Genomic DNA, 12,585 nt, shown 5'->3' on the forward strand with positions numbered 1-12,585 from the left:
AGAAATTTATGGAAGCTTATACCCTTGCTGACCAAGAGAAACTGTATGCAAAAGTTCAAGAAACTTTAGCAAAAGCAAAAACGAATCCGATATCAGAAATTAGAAAAAAGAAATCTGAAGAAGATGTTTTGTTTTTAGAGCAATTGCCTGTTCAAGGGTTCTCTAAAAAATTACATCAATATTCAAAGTTGCCTTTTCAAGCGAATGGATTGGATATTTTGCAAATCAATGTAGGGTATTTGTGTAATCAAGTTTGCAACCATTGTCATGTAAATGCTGGACCTTCTAGAAGAGAGTTGATGTCAGTTGAAACGATGAAGCACTGTTTAGCTGCGATAGATTTAGGTGGGTTTTCTACGGTAGACCTTACAGGTGGAGCACCTGAAATTCATCCTGATTTTAAATGGTTTGTTCAAGAAATTGCCAAACGAAATGTAAAGATTATTGTTCGAAGTAATTTGACCATATTAACGTTTGCAAAAGAATATGAATATTTGCCTTTGTTTTTTAAAGAACATAAAATTGAAGTGGTAGCGTCGATGCCTTGTTATACTTTAGAAAATGTTGATAAACAAAGAGGTGAAGGAGTTTTTGATGCTTCAATTAAAGGGTTACAGCTTTTAAATTCGATTGGGTATGGTAAAGAAAAAGATTTGAATTTGCATTTGGTGTACAATCCCGGAGGACCTTCGTTGCCAGGTTCTCAAGAAGGTCTTGAAAAAGACTATAAACGTATGTTGAAAGAAAATTTTGACATTGTGTTCAATCAATTGTATACCATTACAAACATGCCTATTAGTCGTTTTTTAAACGATTTAAAAACTCAGAATAAGGTTGAAGAGTATATGAACCTTTTGGTCGATAATTTTAATTTGTCGGCGGTTGAAAATGTAATGTGTCGCGATACAATTTCTGTACGTTGGGATGGTACTATTTATGATTGTGATTTCAATCAAATGTTGCATTTACCTGTTTTGGATAAACAACTTCAAAACATCAAAGATTTTAATGCAGAAAAGTTGAAGAATAGAACGATATCTCTTAAAAATCATTGTTATGGATGCACAGCAGGTGCTGGTTCTAGTTGTCAAGGAGTAATATCGTAACATAGTATGAAGAAGTTTAGCTGTATTTTAATTTTACTTATTGTGTCATTTTTTTCGAATGCTCAAACCAAGAAATTCAATAAATTGCTCAAACGAAACCTCAAAGAGACTGTGCCCATTATAAAAGTTTCAGAAATTTCTTCCTTAGAGAATTATATTTTACTAGATACTCGTGAAAAAAAAGAATACGACACGAGTCATCTTAAAAATGCAGAATGTGTAGGTTTTGATTATTTTCAAATAGATAAAGTACTGCAAAAATACCCAGATAAGTCCCAACCCATTTTGGTGTATTGTTCCATAGGAATGCGCAGTGAAATGATTGGAGAAAAACTGTTACAATCTGGTTACATGCATGTCTACAATTTGTATGGTGGTATTTTTGAATGGAAAAATCAAGAAAAAGAAGTAGTTGATAAAAATAACGTACCCACGGAAAAAGTGCATACTTTTTCCAAAGAATGGAGCAAATGGTTGATCAAAGGCGAAAAAATTTATGAAAAATAAAAATTTGCTTATCATTTTTACTCGTAATCCTGAGTTAGGGAAAGTTAAAAGCAGACTTGCAAAAAGCATTGGTAACGAGAAAGCATTGCAGATTTATAAAGAACTTCTAGCACACACACGCAAAATTTCTGAACATTTAGATGCAGACAAGCATTTGTATTATACCAATGAGATTTCAAATTCTGATGCTTGGGATGCAAGTATTTATGAGAAAAAAATTCAGGTTACTGGAGATTTAGGTATAAAAATGGGGAACGCGTTTGAATCGGCGTTTTTACTAGGGTATGAAAAAGTAATTATTATTGGATCTGATATATATGATTTGACCCAATCTCATATCGAATATGCTTTTTCATGTCTTGATAAAACAGATACAGTAATTGGACCCGCACTAGATGGAGGCTATTATTTGTTAGGACTAAAAATGTATATACCTTCTGTTTTTAAAAATAAAAATTGGGGTTCGGATTCTGTTTTAAAAGATACGGTTGAAGATCTAGATACTAAATTTTCTATTTCGTTTCTTGAAACTTTAAACGATATTGATGTAATTTCTGATATAAAACACGACTCATATCTCGTAAATTATTTATGATATGAGAAACCTACTTATTTTATTTATTCTATCCGTTGCATTTTTGGATGGCTCGTATGCCCAATGTTCTAGAATCGCCCCCTTTTCAGGAGGACCTTTTGGTGACTATGCTATAAGTGGCAATGCAACTCTAAATTTTCTGTTGAACGGAACAAAGACCTTAAGTTTTGATAGCAATTTTGCAACGACTTCAGGCCCAGATTTACATGTGTATTTATCAAACGAAACAACTGTTTCAACACCAGGAGGCGTTTTGACAACCCCAAATACCGTTGAAGTTGGTTTGTTGCAAAGTGCTTCAGGAAGTCAGAGTTACGATTTGTCTGCGATTAGTCCGGCTATTGGATTAGATACCTATACCTATGTACATATTCATTGTAAAGCATATGATCATTATTGGGGAGCAGGTACTTTTGGAGTAGCATCAGGAGTAGATTGCGCAACGCTATCTGTAGATGATGATGTTACGAATGTGCCTTTTTTAATATATCCTTCTGTGATCACCAATGATGAAGTTTCCATTCAATTGGTGAAGGATGAAGAAATCACTATACATTTTTATTCTGTGCTAGGTGAGTTGGTACAAAAACCATTACTTTTAAATAATGAAATGAATCGAATTGATGTTTCTAAATTCCAAAAAGGAATTTATATTTTAAGAGTTACCTATAGAAACCAATTCAAAACCCAGAAAATTATCGTTCAGTAAATGTTAGAACAAGTTAAAGAAACAGTTGCTTTTTTAAAAAATAAAGGATTTCTTGAAGCCGAAGTGGGTATCGTTTTGGGTACTGGTTTAGGAAAGTTAACCGAAGCAATTGAAATCATAGAAACAATATCTTATAAAGAAATACCAAATTTCCCTATTGCTACTGTAGAATCTCATGCCGGAAATTTGATCTATGGAACCCTTGGAGGAAAAAGGGTTGTTGCGATGCAAGGTCGGTTTCATTTATACGAGGGGTATTCATTTTCAGAAATCACATTTCCTATTAGAGTATTGAAGTTATTAGGTGTAGAAAATTTGTTAATTTCGAATGCGGCAGGAGCCATTAACTTAGACTATAAAAAAGGAGAGTTGATGTTGGTAGAAGATCATATTAATTTACAAGGTGGATCTCCTTTGGCAGAGAAAAACATCGAAGAATTTGGTCCTAGATTTGTAGATATGATTGAGCCTTATTCGAAAGAACTGAATCAAAAAATTAAAGCTTGCGCAGAAAAACTTAAAATCAAACTATTTGAAGGTGTATATGCTTCCGTAGTTGGTCCACAATTAGAAACTCGTGCAGAATATCGTTATTTAAAAATTATAGGAGCAGATGCTGTTGGTATGTCTACTGTACCAGAAGTAATTGTAGCGAACCAGATGAATTTGCCTTGTATTGCTGTATCTGTGTTAACAGATGAATGTGATGCAGACAACTTAAAACCGATTAATATTCCTGAAATACTGGAATTAGCAGCAAAGGCAGAGCCAAAGCTAGTTTCGCTTTTTACTGAGTTGATAAAAACAATATAAAACAGTCAGAAGTGTAAAGTCGTACTTGATGAATTGCGACGAATCACTTAAGACATTAGATTTAATAAAGAATATATGAGTTATTTAGATACTACACATAATGTTTACAAAGAAGCAGCATTAACACCAGATGTTGGTTTGTGTTGTACTACAAATCCGATATGGGAATTACCAGGTTTGAAAATTCCTAAAATCATGCAAGAAATGAATTATGGTTGTGGAAGCACAGTGAATGCAAGAGATTTGACAAATTCCCCAAAGATACTGTATGTCGGTGTTGGAGGAGGAATGGAGTTGTTGCAATTTTCGTATTTCTCACGTCAGAAATCAGGTGTGATTGGAGTCGATGTAGTTGACGAAATGTTAGAAGCATCTCGAAAGAATTTTTTAGAGGCAGAAAAACAAAATTCATGGTTCAAAAGTGAGTTTGTAGACTTGGTAAAAGGTGATGCGCTAAACTTGAATGTAGAAGATAGTAGCATTGACGTAGCAGCACAAAACTGTTTGTTCAATATTTTTAAAGCTGACGATTTAAAAAAAGCCATTTCAGAAATGTATCGAGTATTGAAACCACATGGTCGATTGGTTATGAGTGATCCAACATGTGAACAGCCCATGAATGATACACTAAGAAACGATGAACGATTGCGTGCACTTTGTTTGAGCGGAAGCTTACCGATAGCTGAATACGTAAAAATGTTAACAGATGCAGGTTTTGGTACAATTGAAATAAGAGCAAGAAAACCTTATCGAATACTAGATCCTAAAAACTATCCTGCAGATGAATTGATTTATATTGAATCGATTGAAGTGGCTGCAATAAAAGATCCAATGCCAGAAGATGGTCCTTGTATATTTACTGGAAAGGCGGCTATTTATTATGGAGATGAAGACTTTTTTGATGATGGAAAAGGACACACACTTTTGAAAAATCAACCGCTAGCTATTTGCGATAAAACTGCTGGAGCATTGAAGTCTTTAGGTCGAGATGATATTTATTTTAGTGAATCTACTTTTCATTATGATGGTGGAGGATGTTGTTAAGAAATTTTAATGATTAGAGAATTTTTTAAATCCTTTGGTGTTTTTTCGGAAGAAGAAATTGATGAAATCGAATCTTATTTTACAAAAAGATCCATCAAGAAAAATGAAGTTTTTTTACAAGAAGGCACAAAATGTACTGAAATAGCGTTTGTTGTAAAAGGTATTTATAGATCGTATTATACAGGTTCTGATGGAGTGGAAACTACTTATTGTTTTTGTTTTCCAGGGAGTTTAATGTCTTCTTATTCTGCTTTTATAAGTGGAGAACCAAGCTCGGAAACGCTTCAGGCCTTGACCGATGCAGAGATTTTAGTCGTGAAGAAAACTGATTTAGATCAATTGAGTGAAAATTCGTTTAAATGGATGCATGTTTTAAAAACAATTGCAGAGCAGCAATATGTAGCTCTAGAACAAAGAATATTTCAGTTACAACGAGAAGGAGCTAGTGAAAAATACAATACATTGCTAGAACGGCAACCTATTTACATTCAAAAAATTCCTTTGCATTATTTAGCTTCTTATTTGGGAATATCTCAAAGGCATTTGAGTAGAATTCGTAAAGGAGTTTGATTTATAGACAAATGTCCTCTTTGACAAAAGTTCAGGGTTTTATTTTTGAGAAAAAATATAACAATGAAGAAAATACTTTTGATCAATGGACACCCAAACAAAGAATCTTTTAATTACGGAATTTTTAAGGCTTTTAAGGAAGGAGCTACTTCTCAACATACACAGATAAAGGAAATTCAAATAGGAGAACTAAATTTTGATCCTAATTTGGCTTTTGGTTATCAGCAAAGAACTGAGTTAGAACCGGATTTGAAAATGGCTTGGAAAAAAATAAAATGGGCTGATCATTTGGTTTGGATGCACCCAGTATGGTGGGGCGGATTACCTGCCATTACTAAGGGATTTATAGATCGTTTGTTTTTACCCGGTATGGCTTTTCAATACAAAGAGAATTCGATTTGGTGGGATAAATTACTTACAGGAAAAACCGCGCAAATAATTACAACCTTAGATCAGCCAAAATGGTTTTATAGATTTATCAATAAAAGACCAAGTGTGAATCAATTAAAGAAAAACACATTAGAGTTTTGCGGAGTCAAAAATATCAAAGTGCATTATATTGAAATGATCAAGAATTCTGATGAAAAGAAAAGAGCATTGTGGTTATCAAAAATCGAAAAGTTAGGGAGAAAACATATTAATGTTTAAATTTAGTCAAAATATAATGGGATAAATGAGTTCGATTTGGGGCATTTTTAAAGATTCGTTTTTAGGGTATTGGAATTATCTTGTCCATGAAATTTTGAATCCGTCTTGGGATAATTATTTCTATGCGCTGATTTTTATATCGGTTGTTGTATGGATGTTAGAAATTTTCTTTCCGTGGAGAAAAAAACAAGGTATATTCAGAAAAGACTTTTGGTTGGATTTGTTTTACATGTTTTTCAACTTTTTTATTTTTAATCTAATTGTCTTTATAGCGTTATCTTCAGCAACTGAAAAATTGTTTTTAAACTTTTTGTCATTTTTTTCTTTAGAGCTAACTACTTTACAACTTGTGAATCTCAATGAATATCCTTTGTTGTTGCGATTGTTTTTGTTTTTTGTAATTACAGATTTTGTACAATGGGGAACGCATGTACTGCTGCATAGCACACCTTGGTTGTGGAATTTTCATAAAGTACATCATTCTGTAAAAGAAATGGGATTCGCTGCACATTTACGATATCATTGGATGGAAACACTTGTGTATCGAACTACTTTATACATCCCTTTAGCAATTATTGGAGGGTTTCAAGTAGATGATGTGATTTTTGTGCATTTAATAGCATTGACTATCGGTCATCTCAATCATGCTAATGTCAAGTTGCATTACGGACCACTTAAATATATTTTGAATAACCCTGAAATGCATATTTGGCATCATGCGAAAGCATTGCCTTCTGACCATAGCAACGGAGTGAATTTTGGAATTTCTTTGAGTATTTGGGACTATTTTTTTAAAACAAATTACCAACCTAAAAGTGGGAGGGATATTGAACTTGGTTTTGAGGGTGATGAAAATTTTCCGAAAGACTTTGTGCACCAAGAGATGTATCCAATAAAAACTTAAAACAGTGATTTTTGAGCTTGAAAGATGTATTTTTTTTAAATATTTACGAACTAGCTAGCGTTTAAAATAAATTATATTAAATTTACGCAAATAAGTAAAAATACATATACTAAAACTATAAAAACTATGAGGAAAGCTTTTACCGCCCTAAGTCTATTATTTGTTGCGTGTACCATGTTCTTGACATCTTGCGCTGATCAACCAAAAAAACAGAAAGCCTTAGACAGAATTTTAGCTACAAAAACACTAATTGTTGGTACAACTGCAAATCAATTCCCTTTTACTTTCAAAGATGAAAGTGGGAAACTAGATGGGATAGATATTCGCATAGCAAATTATCTAGCAAATGATTTAGGAGTTGCTGTTAAATATGAAGTGATGGATTTCGATAAATTAATTCCTTCTGTAGAGAATGGTTCAGTTGATATTGTTTTTTCAGGAGTATCTATTACTACAGAAAGAAATGCTAGAGTGGCATTTCCAGGAGTCTACTATAAAAGTGGTAAATCTATTTTATCTAAAAGTAAAACCCTTTCTAAAGGTAAAGCTGAGGATGTAAATAAAGAATCAGTTACGCTAGTAACTGTTAATGGAACTACAAGTGAGGAATTTGTGAAAAATAGATTTCCAAATGCAAAACTATTATTGGTTGAAAACAATACGTTAGCCCTTGAGTTATTAGGAGCTGATAAAGCAGATGGTTTGGTAGCAGATTTCAATACTTGTGAAACAATGGCGTTTTTATATGAGAATAGTTTCTTGTACTATAAAAACATTTCTAAATCTACTGAAAAAGAGTTTATTAGTCCTGTTGTAGCAGCAGGAGATAACCATTTTATCAACTTAATTTCAAATTATATAGATAGAATCAATGCTATTGATAAGTCTGAAGCTATCGATAACTTATGGTATCAATATGCGAAGTTCTAAAAAGAATTTCTCAATAAAAAAGCTCCTTTATAAGGAGCTTTTTTTATGTCTTATTTTTATTAAAAATACTGGCCTATTCCAAACACCATTCCATGTGTGTTTTCTGTAAGACCAAAGCCATAGTCGATTCTAAATACAGCATTCACAATTTTTTTGTGGATAAATCGTACTCCAAGCCCTGAAAAAACAACAATATTATCTTGATTGATAAAGTCATTGATACTTCCTCCAGGTGTACGCCAAGATCCTGAATCCACAAAAGCGTTTCCTTGTAAGCAAAAGATTGAAGTATCGATTAATGAATGTCTGTACTCTGCATTCCAAACAATAGACCCAGTACCACGGTCGATTATATTTCCAACACCTCTAATATTTACGTTGTTATCCAAGGCAAAAGGTGCGAATGGAGAATCATTGTTTGTCGCAAGTCCGACTCTTAATCTCGTAGCAAAATTACCGCGTTCTTTGATGCGTTTATAGTAAAGAATATCATTCCATCCAATCAAAAAGTTTGGCGAAGATACGTTGGTTTCAGAAGTCACATATTGAAAATTAAAAATGTCTTTGAATCCAGAAACATATTGATAATGGTACTTTAAATTATCGTGTTGGAAAATAAATTTATAAAGTATTTTGTCTTCGATTAAATCAAATACAGGAGGTAGATTATCCCCTTCTTTTGGTACGTATTGATAATTTTCTCTAAAAATATTTACCCCTGCACTGAATCGATTTTTACCGTCTATTTCATACAGAGCTAAAACTTCATATGAGACATTGTTGTATTTATAATCCACGGCACCTTGTTCGAAAAAAACCGGTTCTAAAGAAGTGAAATTTTGATAGCTAAGTCCGAGTCCGAATTTTCGTGAAAAAAGATAGGGTGCTTGAAAACTTATTCGGTACGAATCGTAAATGTCTTTTTGGTAAAATCCACCTATGACCATTCCATTTCCCAAGAAATTATAATCTGAAAGCCCAATGCGATATGCGACTTCTTCGTTGTTTGAAGTATACACATTAAACAATGGAATTATGGTGAAGTTCTCTTCCACTGTATATTCAATTTTACATCTGTTGTTGGTTTGTGGAATTATTTTTGATGTTGCATTTGCGACTGCTGGCAATCGAATTAAGAATACAAGGTCTTGCTCTATTTGTGCAGAATCCAAAACCTGATTTTTTTTTACAGAAACAATTTTTTCTAAAAATTTCGTGTCTGTTTTTTTGTTTCCGACAAATGAAACTTCGCTAATTGTTGTGGTTTGTGATGTTACAGGTAAACTTAAAAATCCAATGAGTAAAAGGAATAAAATTCTATTCATATGATTGATTGCTTTTGTAAAATTCTCTTACAAAATGTTCAGAGTTTTTGTTTTGTACCGTATAGCCATGATGGTTCAATCCACCAGATGTTTCGTGTTTATCAAACCATTTCCATAGAAAACCACCCTCGAACCATTGTTCATCCCAAAAAGTTGTATAAAGTGCTTTAAGTGCATTTATTTGTGCTGTTGGGTTGTGAGGTGAAGGGGTGTCAGATACCCAGGGTTCTTTTGTTGAATAATCTGCACTTCTATAACCATATTCGGTAAAGATAATTTTTTTTTGGTGTTTTTTACTGAAGCTTTTTAGTTCGTTTTTAACGGGAAGCCATTTCCTAAGTAATTCGTTTACTTCAGGCGTTTGCTTTGTTGATAAAGGGAAGTATGCATCTATACCAATGCAATCTAGTGCATCCCAAAAAGTTGGAGTTTTATATGAATCCCAGTTTGCAGCATAAGTAAGTTGTCCTTTGTAAACCTTTTTAATTTCAATAATGAGCTGCTCCCAAAATATTGGTCGGTGTTTAACGAAAAGTTTTAATTCAGTTCCTATACAAAGCATGTCAATGGATTCCTTTTCTGCTAGGTTTGCATAAAAAACTAAAAAATCACGATAGTTTTGTTCAAATGATTTCCAATCACGCTCGCTTTTCATTTCAATGAAACCCGTGAAAACACCTTTTTTTACCCATATTTGAGGTTTGAGCATTCTTTTGATGTGATGCTGATGAAAGAGATCTGAGGTTAATTGAATGCCTTCTGCAGTTTCTCCTTTCCACTGCCACTTGTTATTGAAGCTAAGGTCGGGTTTTGTTGCAGAAGGCATAAAGCCAAAGGGCATGAGCGCCACCCAATTGGCATGCATGTTTTTGACAGAAAGTACGTCTTTCGTGTTTGGTATTTTATTTGATGCAACGAAGCTTAGTCCATTGATTTTTAAAATGTTTTTTTGTTGCCCCGTCATGTGAAAACTCATGAATAGAATAACTATAAAAACACTTCGATAACTCATTTGTTAATTTGATATAAATCGCAGGCCTAAGTTAAGGGTTTCTCCAAAACCTGTATCACTTCCTCTTACAAAATTTGTGTAAGATAGTTCTAAGTTTAAAGTTTTGGTTACTTGGTATTTTCCTCCAATACCCAATTGCGTATATTCTTGGCTAAATTTATTTCCTAAATCGATCAATATATATTGTTGAGTTTGCAGGTATACTGTAGATTTTGATGTTGGAAAGTAACTAACAAATGCACTTACAGGTACTCCTAAGCTATTGTTTGCAAATCCTCCTTCCGAGGTTCCGTTGTCATCATAGGTGTCTTCTTCACCAAAGTTGAACTGAGTATCGATTTCTGTAAACAACTGCCATTTTCCACTTGGAAAAGTATAATCGTAAAAGAATTTTGTCTCCCATACATAACTCTTTTTGTCTAGGTATACTCCATTTTCTGTTTCATGATCAACCAACGGAATAAACACTCCTGTTCGAATTGAAAAATTACCAACATTTTTTAAGGGTTGAAAACTTATACTTGGAGCTATAGAGGTAAAACCAGCTCTAGAACCACCTTCTTCATTAGCGAAATTCAAAGGAGAAAACCAACCTTTTCCTCCAATGTTATTTGATTTTACGTTAAAAACTAATCCAATATTGAATCTTGAGTTTTCACTAACTCCATAAAAAGTTTCGAAGGTTGCTGTAAAGAAGTTTTCTCTAGGATGGTCTCCTCTGAAGGTGTCTTCGGTTTGACTGTAAAAGTTATTAAACCATTTTACATCCACTTGTCCTTTGCGTAATAGTTTTGAAGGCGTGTAGGTTTGAATATTGCTTTCTTGTGCATAAGTAACGCACGAAATAAAAAGCGTTAACAATATAATTTTTGAAATTCGAGTCATCGTTAATTTTAATTAAGTTCTTCCTAAAAGTGTTTCATTTGAAGATTTCCTTACAAGATTGGTTTTATTTATATTGATTCTAAATTGATGCTCGTGATTCTATTTCTTTTAAGTTTTTAAAATTTGTTTCGACCTACGGAAAGTAAAATCTTAATTTAGAGAACGAACCAGTTTATCATATTCTAATTTAAGCAAACCTAACTTTATGAAACATATAGTAATTATTGGAAATGGAGTTTCGGGAGTGACAGCAGCACGTCACATCAGAAAATTAAGTGACCATAGGGTCACAATTATTTCTGCTGAAACCAAGTATTTTTTTTCTAGGACAGCTTTGATGTATGTCTTTATGGGACATATGAAATTTGAAAACACGCAACCCTACGAAAATTGGTTTTGGAAAAAAAATCGAATTGATTTGGTAGAGGGTTTGGTTGAATTTATTGATACTGAAGGGTGTAAAGTGGTATTGAGAAACGGTACGGAAATACTTTTCGACGATTTAATTTTAGCTACGGGCTCTAGGCCAAATAAATTTGGTTGGCCTGGTCAGGATTTAAAAGGAGTGCAAGGAATGTATTCTAAACAAGATTTAGAAACCTTAGAAGAAAATGCTAAGGACTGTAAACGAGCTGTGATTGTTGGTGGAGGTTTGATCGGTATTGAAATGGCTGAAATGCTGCATTCAAGAAATATACCCGTTACTTTTCTAGTTAGAGAAACAAGTTTTTGGAATGGGGTTTTACCAAAAGAGCAATCTGAAATGGTGAATAGAGAAATACTTGAAAATCATATCGATTTGCGTTTGTCGACGAACTTACAAGAAATAATTTCAGATGAAAACGGAAGGGCAAAAGCAGTGCTAACTGATAAGGGAGAAACGATAGAATGTTCCGTCGTTGGTTTGACCGCAGGTGTAAGTCCTAATATAGAATTTGTTAAATCTTCTGCTATTGAAACCAATCGTGGTGTGTTGGTAAATGAGTTTTTAGAAACTAATATTAAAAATATTTATGCGATTGGTGATTGTGCTGAACAACATCAAGCAATTGATCAACGAAGACCAATCGAGGCAGTATGGTATACCGGTAGAATGATGGGAGAAACTGTTGCCAGAACGATATGTGGAAATCGAAAAGCATACAAGCCAGGACATTGGTTTAATTCAGCGAAATTCATCGACATCGAATACCAAACCTATGGATGGGTTTGGGCACAACCTAAGGAAAATGAAAGCCGTTTTTATTGGGAAGATGCAACTGGTAAAAAAAGCATCCTTCTCAACTATGATACTAAAACTAGAGAGTTTATAGGTATCAATACGTTCGGAATTCGTTTGAGACACGAACGTTTTGATGCATGGCTTAATGAAAAAGCATCTGTTGAAAAAGTTTTGGTGCATTTAAAAGATGCCAATTTTGATCCAGAGTTTTTCAAGAGCTATGAAGCTGCTATTATCAAAAAATTTAATCAAGAAAATAATACTTCGTTAAAAGTGAAGGCAAAAAGTTGGAAACGAATTTTCTTAAACGCTTAA

Annotated in this window: 14 protein-coding genes; 11 read left to right on the plus strand and 3 right to left on the minus strand. The window is 33.5% G+C overall.

Annotation, left to right across the window (positions count from 1 at the left end; translation table 11 throughout):
* Positions 1–8: 8 nt before the first annotated feature.
* From arsS to F6P99_RS08610, 10 genes are all read left to right on the plus strand, one after another.
* The gene (gene arsS, locus F6P99_RS08565) at positions 9–1,106 is read left to right on the plus strand and encodes an arsenosugar biosynthesis radical SAM (seleno)protein ArsS (RefSeq protein ID WP_152287054.1); all 1,098 of its coding nucleotides are present in this window, start codon (positions 9–11) and stop codon (positions 1,104–1,106) included.
* A 111-nt stretch (positions 1,107–1,217) separates the two neighbouring features.
* The gene (locus F6P99_RS08570) at positions 1,218–1,613 is read left to right on the plus strand and encodes a rhodanese-like domain-containing protein (RefSeq protein ID WP_317162574.1); all 396 of its coding nucleotides are present in this window, start codon (positions 1,218–1,220) and stop codon (positions 1,611–1,613) included.
* Positions 1,603–2,208, plus strand: a complete 606-nt coding sequence (locus tag F6P99_RS08575) for a TIGR04282 family arsenosugar biosynthesis glycosyltransferase (protein WP_152287056.1) — start codon at positions 1,603–1,605, stop codon at positions 2,206–2,208. The genes F6P99_RS08570 and F6P99_RS08575 overlap by 11 nt, the downstream gene beginning before the upstream one ends.
* Before the next feature lies 1 nt (position 2,209).
* Positions 2,210–2,917: a DM13 domain-containing protein gene (locus F6P99_RS08580; protein ID WP_152287057.1), complete on the plus strand. Its 708-nt coding sequence runs from the start codon at positions 2,210–2,212 to the stop codon at positions 2,915–2,917.
* Positions 2,918–3,730 carry a purine-nucleoside phosphorylase gene (locus F6P99_RS08585; protein ID WP_152287058.1) on the plus strand — a complete coding sequence of 271 codons (813 nt, stop codon included), beginning with the start codon at positions 2,918–2,920 and terminating at the stop codon, positions 3,728–3,730.
* 75 nt (positions 3,731–3,805) lie between these two features.
* Positions 3,806–4,774, plus strand: coding sequence for an arsenosugar biosynthesis arsenite methyltransferase ArsM (gene arsM / locus F6P99_RS08590; protein WP_152287059.1), 969 nt, complete (start codon positions 3,806–3,808; stop codon positions 4,772–4,774).
* Between the two features lie 9 nt (positions 4,775–4,783).
* Positions 4,784–5,344: a Crp/Fnr family transcriptional regulator gene (locus F6P99_RS08595; RefSeq protein ID WP_152287060.1), complete on the plus strand. Its 561-nt coding sequence runs from the start codon at positions 4,784–4,786 to the stop codon at positions 5,342–5,344.
* A 63-nt stretch (positions 5,345–5,407) separates the two neighbouring features.
* Entirely contained in the window at positions 5,408–5,992 is a 585-nt protein-coding gene (locus F6P99_RS08600; RefSeq protein ID WP_152287061.1) for an NAD(P)H-dependent oxidoreductase, read from the plus strand.
* 25 nt (positions 5,993–6,017) lie between these two features.
* Entirely contained in the window at positions 6,018–6,896 is an 879-nt protein-coding gene (locus F6P99_RS08605; RefSeq protein WP_152287062.1) for a sterol desaturase family protein, read from the plus strand.
* A gap of 126 nt (positions 6,897–7,022) precedes the next feature.
* Positions 7,023–7,826, plus strand: coding sequence for a transporter substrate-binding domain-containing protein (locus F6P99_RS08610; RefSeq protein WP_152287063.1), 804 nt, complete (start codon positions 7,023–7,025; stop codon positions 7,824–7,826).
* Positions 7,827–7,885: 59 nt separating this feature from the next.
* Here the strand turns inward: F6P99_RS08610 and F6P99_RS08615 are convergent, their stop codons facing one another.
* The 3 genes from F6P99_RS08615 to F6P99_RS08625 are packed head-to-tail and all read right to left on the minus strand — an operon-like array spanning position 7,886 to position 11,048.
* Entirely contained in the window at positions 7,886–9,151 is a 1,266-nt protein-coding gene (locus tag F6P99_RS08615) for a POTRA domain-containing protein (RefSeq protein ID WP_152287064.1), read from the minus strand.
* The gene (locus F6P99_RS08620) at positions 9,144–10,163 is read right to left on the minus strand and encodes a glycoside hydrolase family 113 (RefSeq protein ID WP_193316040.1); all 1,020 of its coding nucleotides are present in this window, start codon (positions 10,161–10,163) and stop codon (positions 9,144–9,146) included. Before F6P99_RS08620 ends, F6P99_RS08615 begins: the two co-directional genes overlap by 8 nt.
* A gap of 3 nt (positions 10,164–10,166) precedes the next feature.
* On the minus strand, positions 10,167–11,048 hold the full coding sequence (locus F6P99_RS08625; RefSeq protein WP_152287066.1) for a hypothetical protein: 882 nt from the start codon (positions 11,046–11,048) through the stop codon (positions 10,167–10,169).
* Positions 11,049–11,253: 205 nt separating this feature from the next.
* Between F6P99_RS08625 and F6P99_RS08630 the strand changes: the two genes are divergently transcribed.
* Positions 11,254–12,585, plus strand: a complete 1,332-nt coding sequence (locus tag F6P99_RS08630; protein ID WP_152287067.1) for an NAD(P)/FAD-dependent oxidoreductase — start codon at positions 11,254–11,256, stop codon at positions 12,583–12,585.

This window comes from Flavicella marina (assembly GCF_009193215.1).
Lineage (GTDB): Bacteria > Bacteroidota > Bacteroidia > Flavobacteriales > Flavobacteriaceae > Flavicella > Flavicella marina.

Excerpts from the sequence above, each read along its gene's own strand:
- arsS (WP_152287054.1), top strand. The coding sequence starts at position 9 with ATGGAAGCTTATACCCTTGCTGACCAAGAGAAACTGTATGCAAAAGTT.
- F6P99_RS08575 (WP_152287056.1), top strand. The coding sequence starts at position 1,603 with ATGAAAAATAAAAATTTGCTTATCATTTTTACTCGTAATCCTGAGTTA.
- F6P99_RS08580 (WP_152287057.1), top strand. The coding sequence starts at position 2,210 with ATGAGAAACCTACTTATTTTATTTATTCTATCCGTTGCATTTTTGGAT.
- F6P99_RS08585 (WP_152287058.1), top strand. The coding sequence starts at position 2,918 with ATGTTAGAACAAGTTAAAGAAACAGTTGCTTTTTTAAAAAATAAAGGA.
- arsM (WP_152287059.1), top strand. The coding sequence starts at position 3,806 with ATGAGTTATTTAGATACTACACATAATGTTTACAAAGAAGCAGCATTA.
- F6P99_RS08595 (WP_152287060.1), top strand. The coding sequence starts at position 4,784 with ATGATTAGAGAATTTTTTAAATCCTTTGGTGTTTTTTCGGAAGAAGAA.
- F6P99_RS08600 (WP_152287061.1), top strand. The coding sequence starts at position 5,408 with ATGAAGAAAATACTTTTGATCAATGGACACCCAAACAAAGAATCTTTT.
- F6P99_RS08605 (WP_152287062.1), top strand. The coding sequence starts at position 6,018 with ATGAGTTCGATTTGGGGCATTTTTAAAGATTCGTTTTTAGGGTATTGG.
- F6P99_RS08610 (WP_152287063.1), top strand. The coding sequence starts at position 7,023 with ATGAGGAAAGCTTTTACCGCCCTAAGTCTATTATTTGTTGCGTGTACC.
- F6P99_RS08615 (WP_152287064.1), bottom strand. The coding sequence starts at position 9,151 with ATGAATAGAATTTTATTCCTTTTACTCATTGGATTTTTAAGTTTACCT.
- F6P99_RS08620 (WP_193316040.1), bottom strand. The coding sequence starts at position 10,163 with ATGAGTTATCGAAGTGTTTTTATAGTTATTCTATTCATGAGTTTTCAC.
- F6P99_RS08625 (WP_152287066.1), bottom strand. The coding sequence starts at position 11,048 with ATGACTCGAATTTCAAAAATTATATTGTTAACGCTTTTTATTTCGTGC.
- F6P99_RS08630 (WP_152287067.1), top strand. The coding sequence starts at position 11,254 with ATGAAACATATAGTAATTATTGGAAATGGAGTTTCGGGAGTGACAGCA.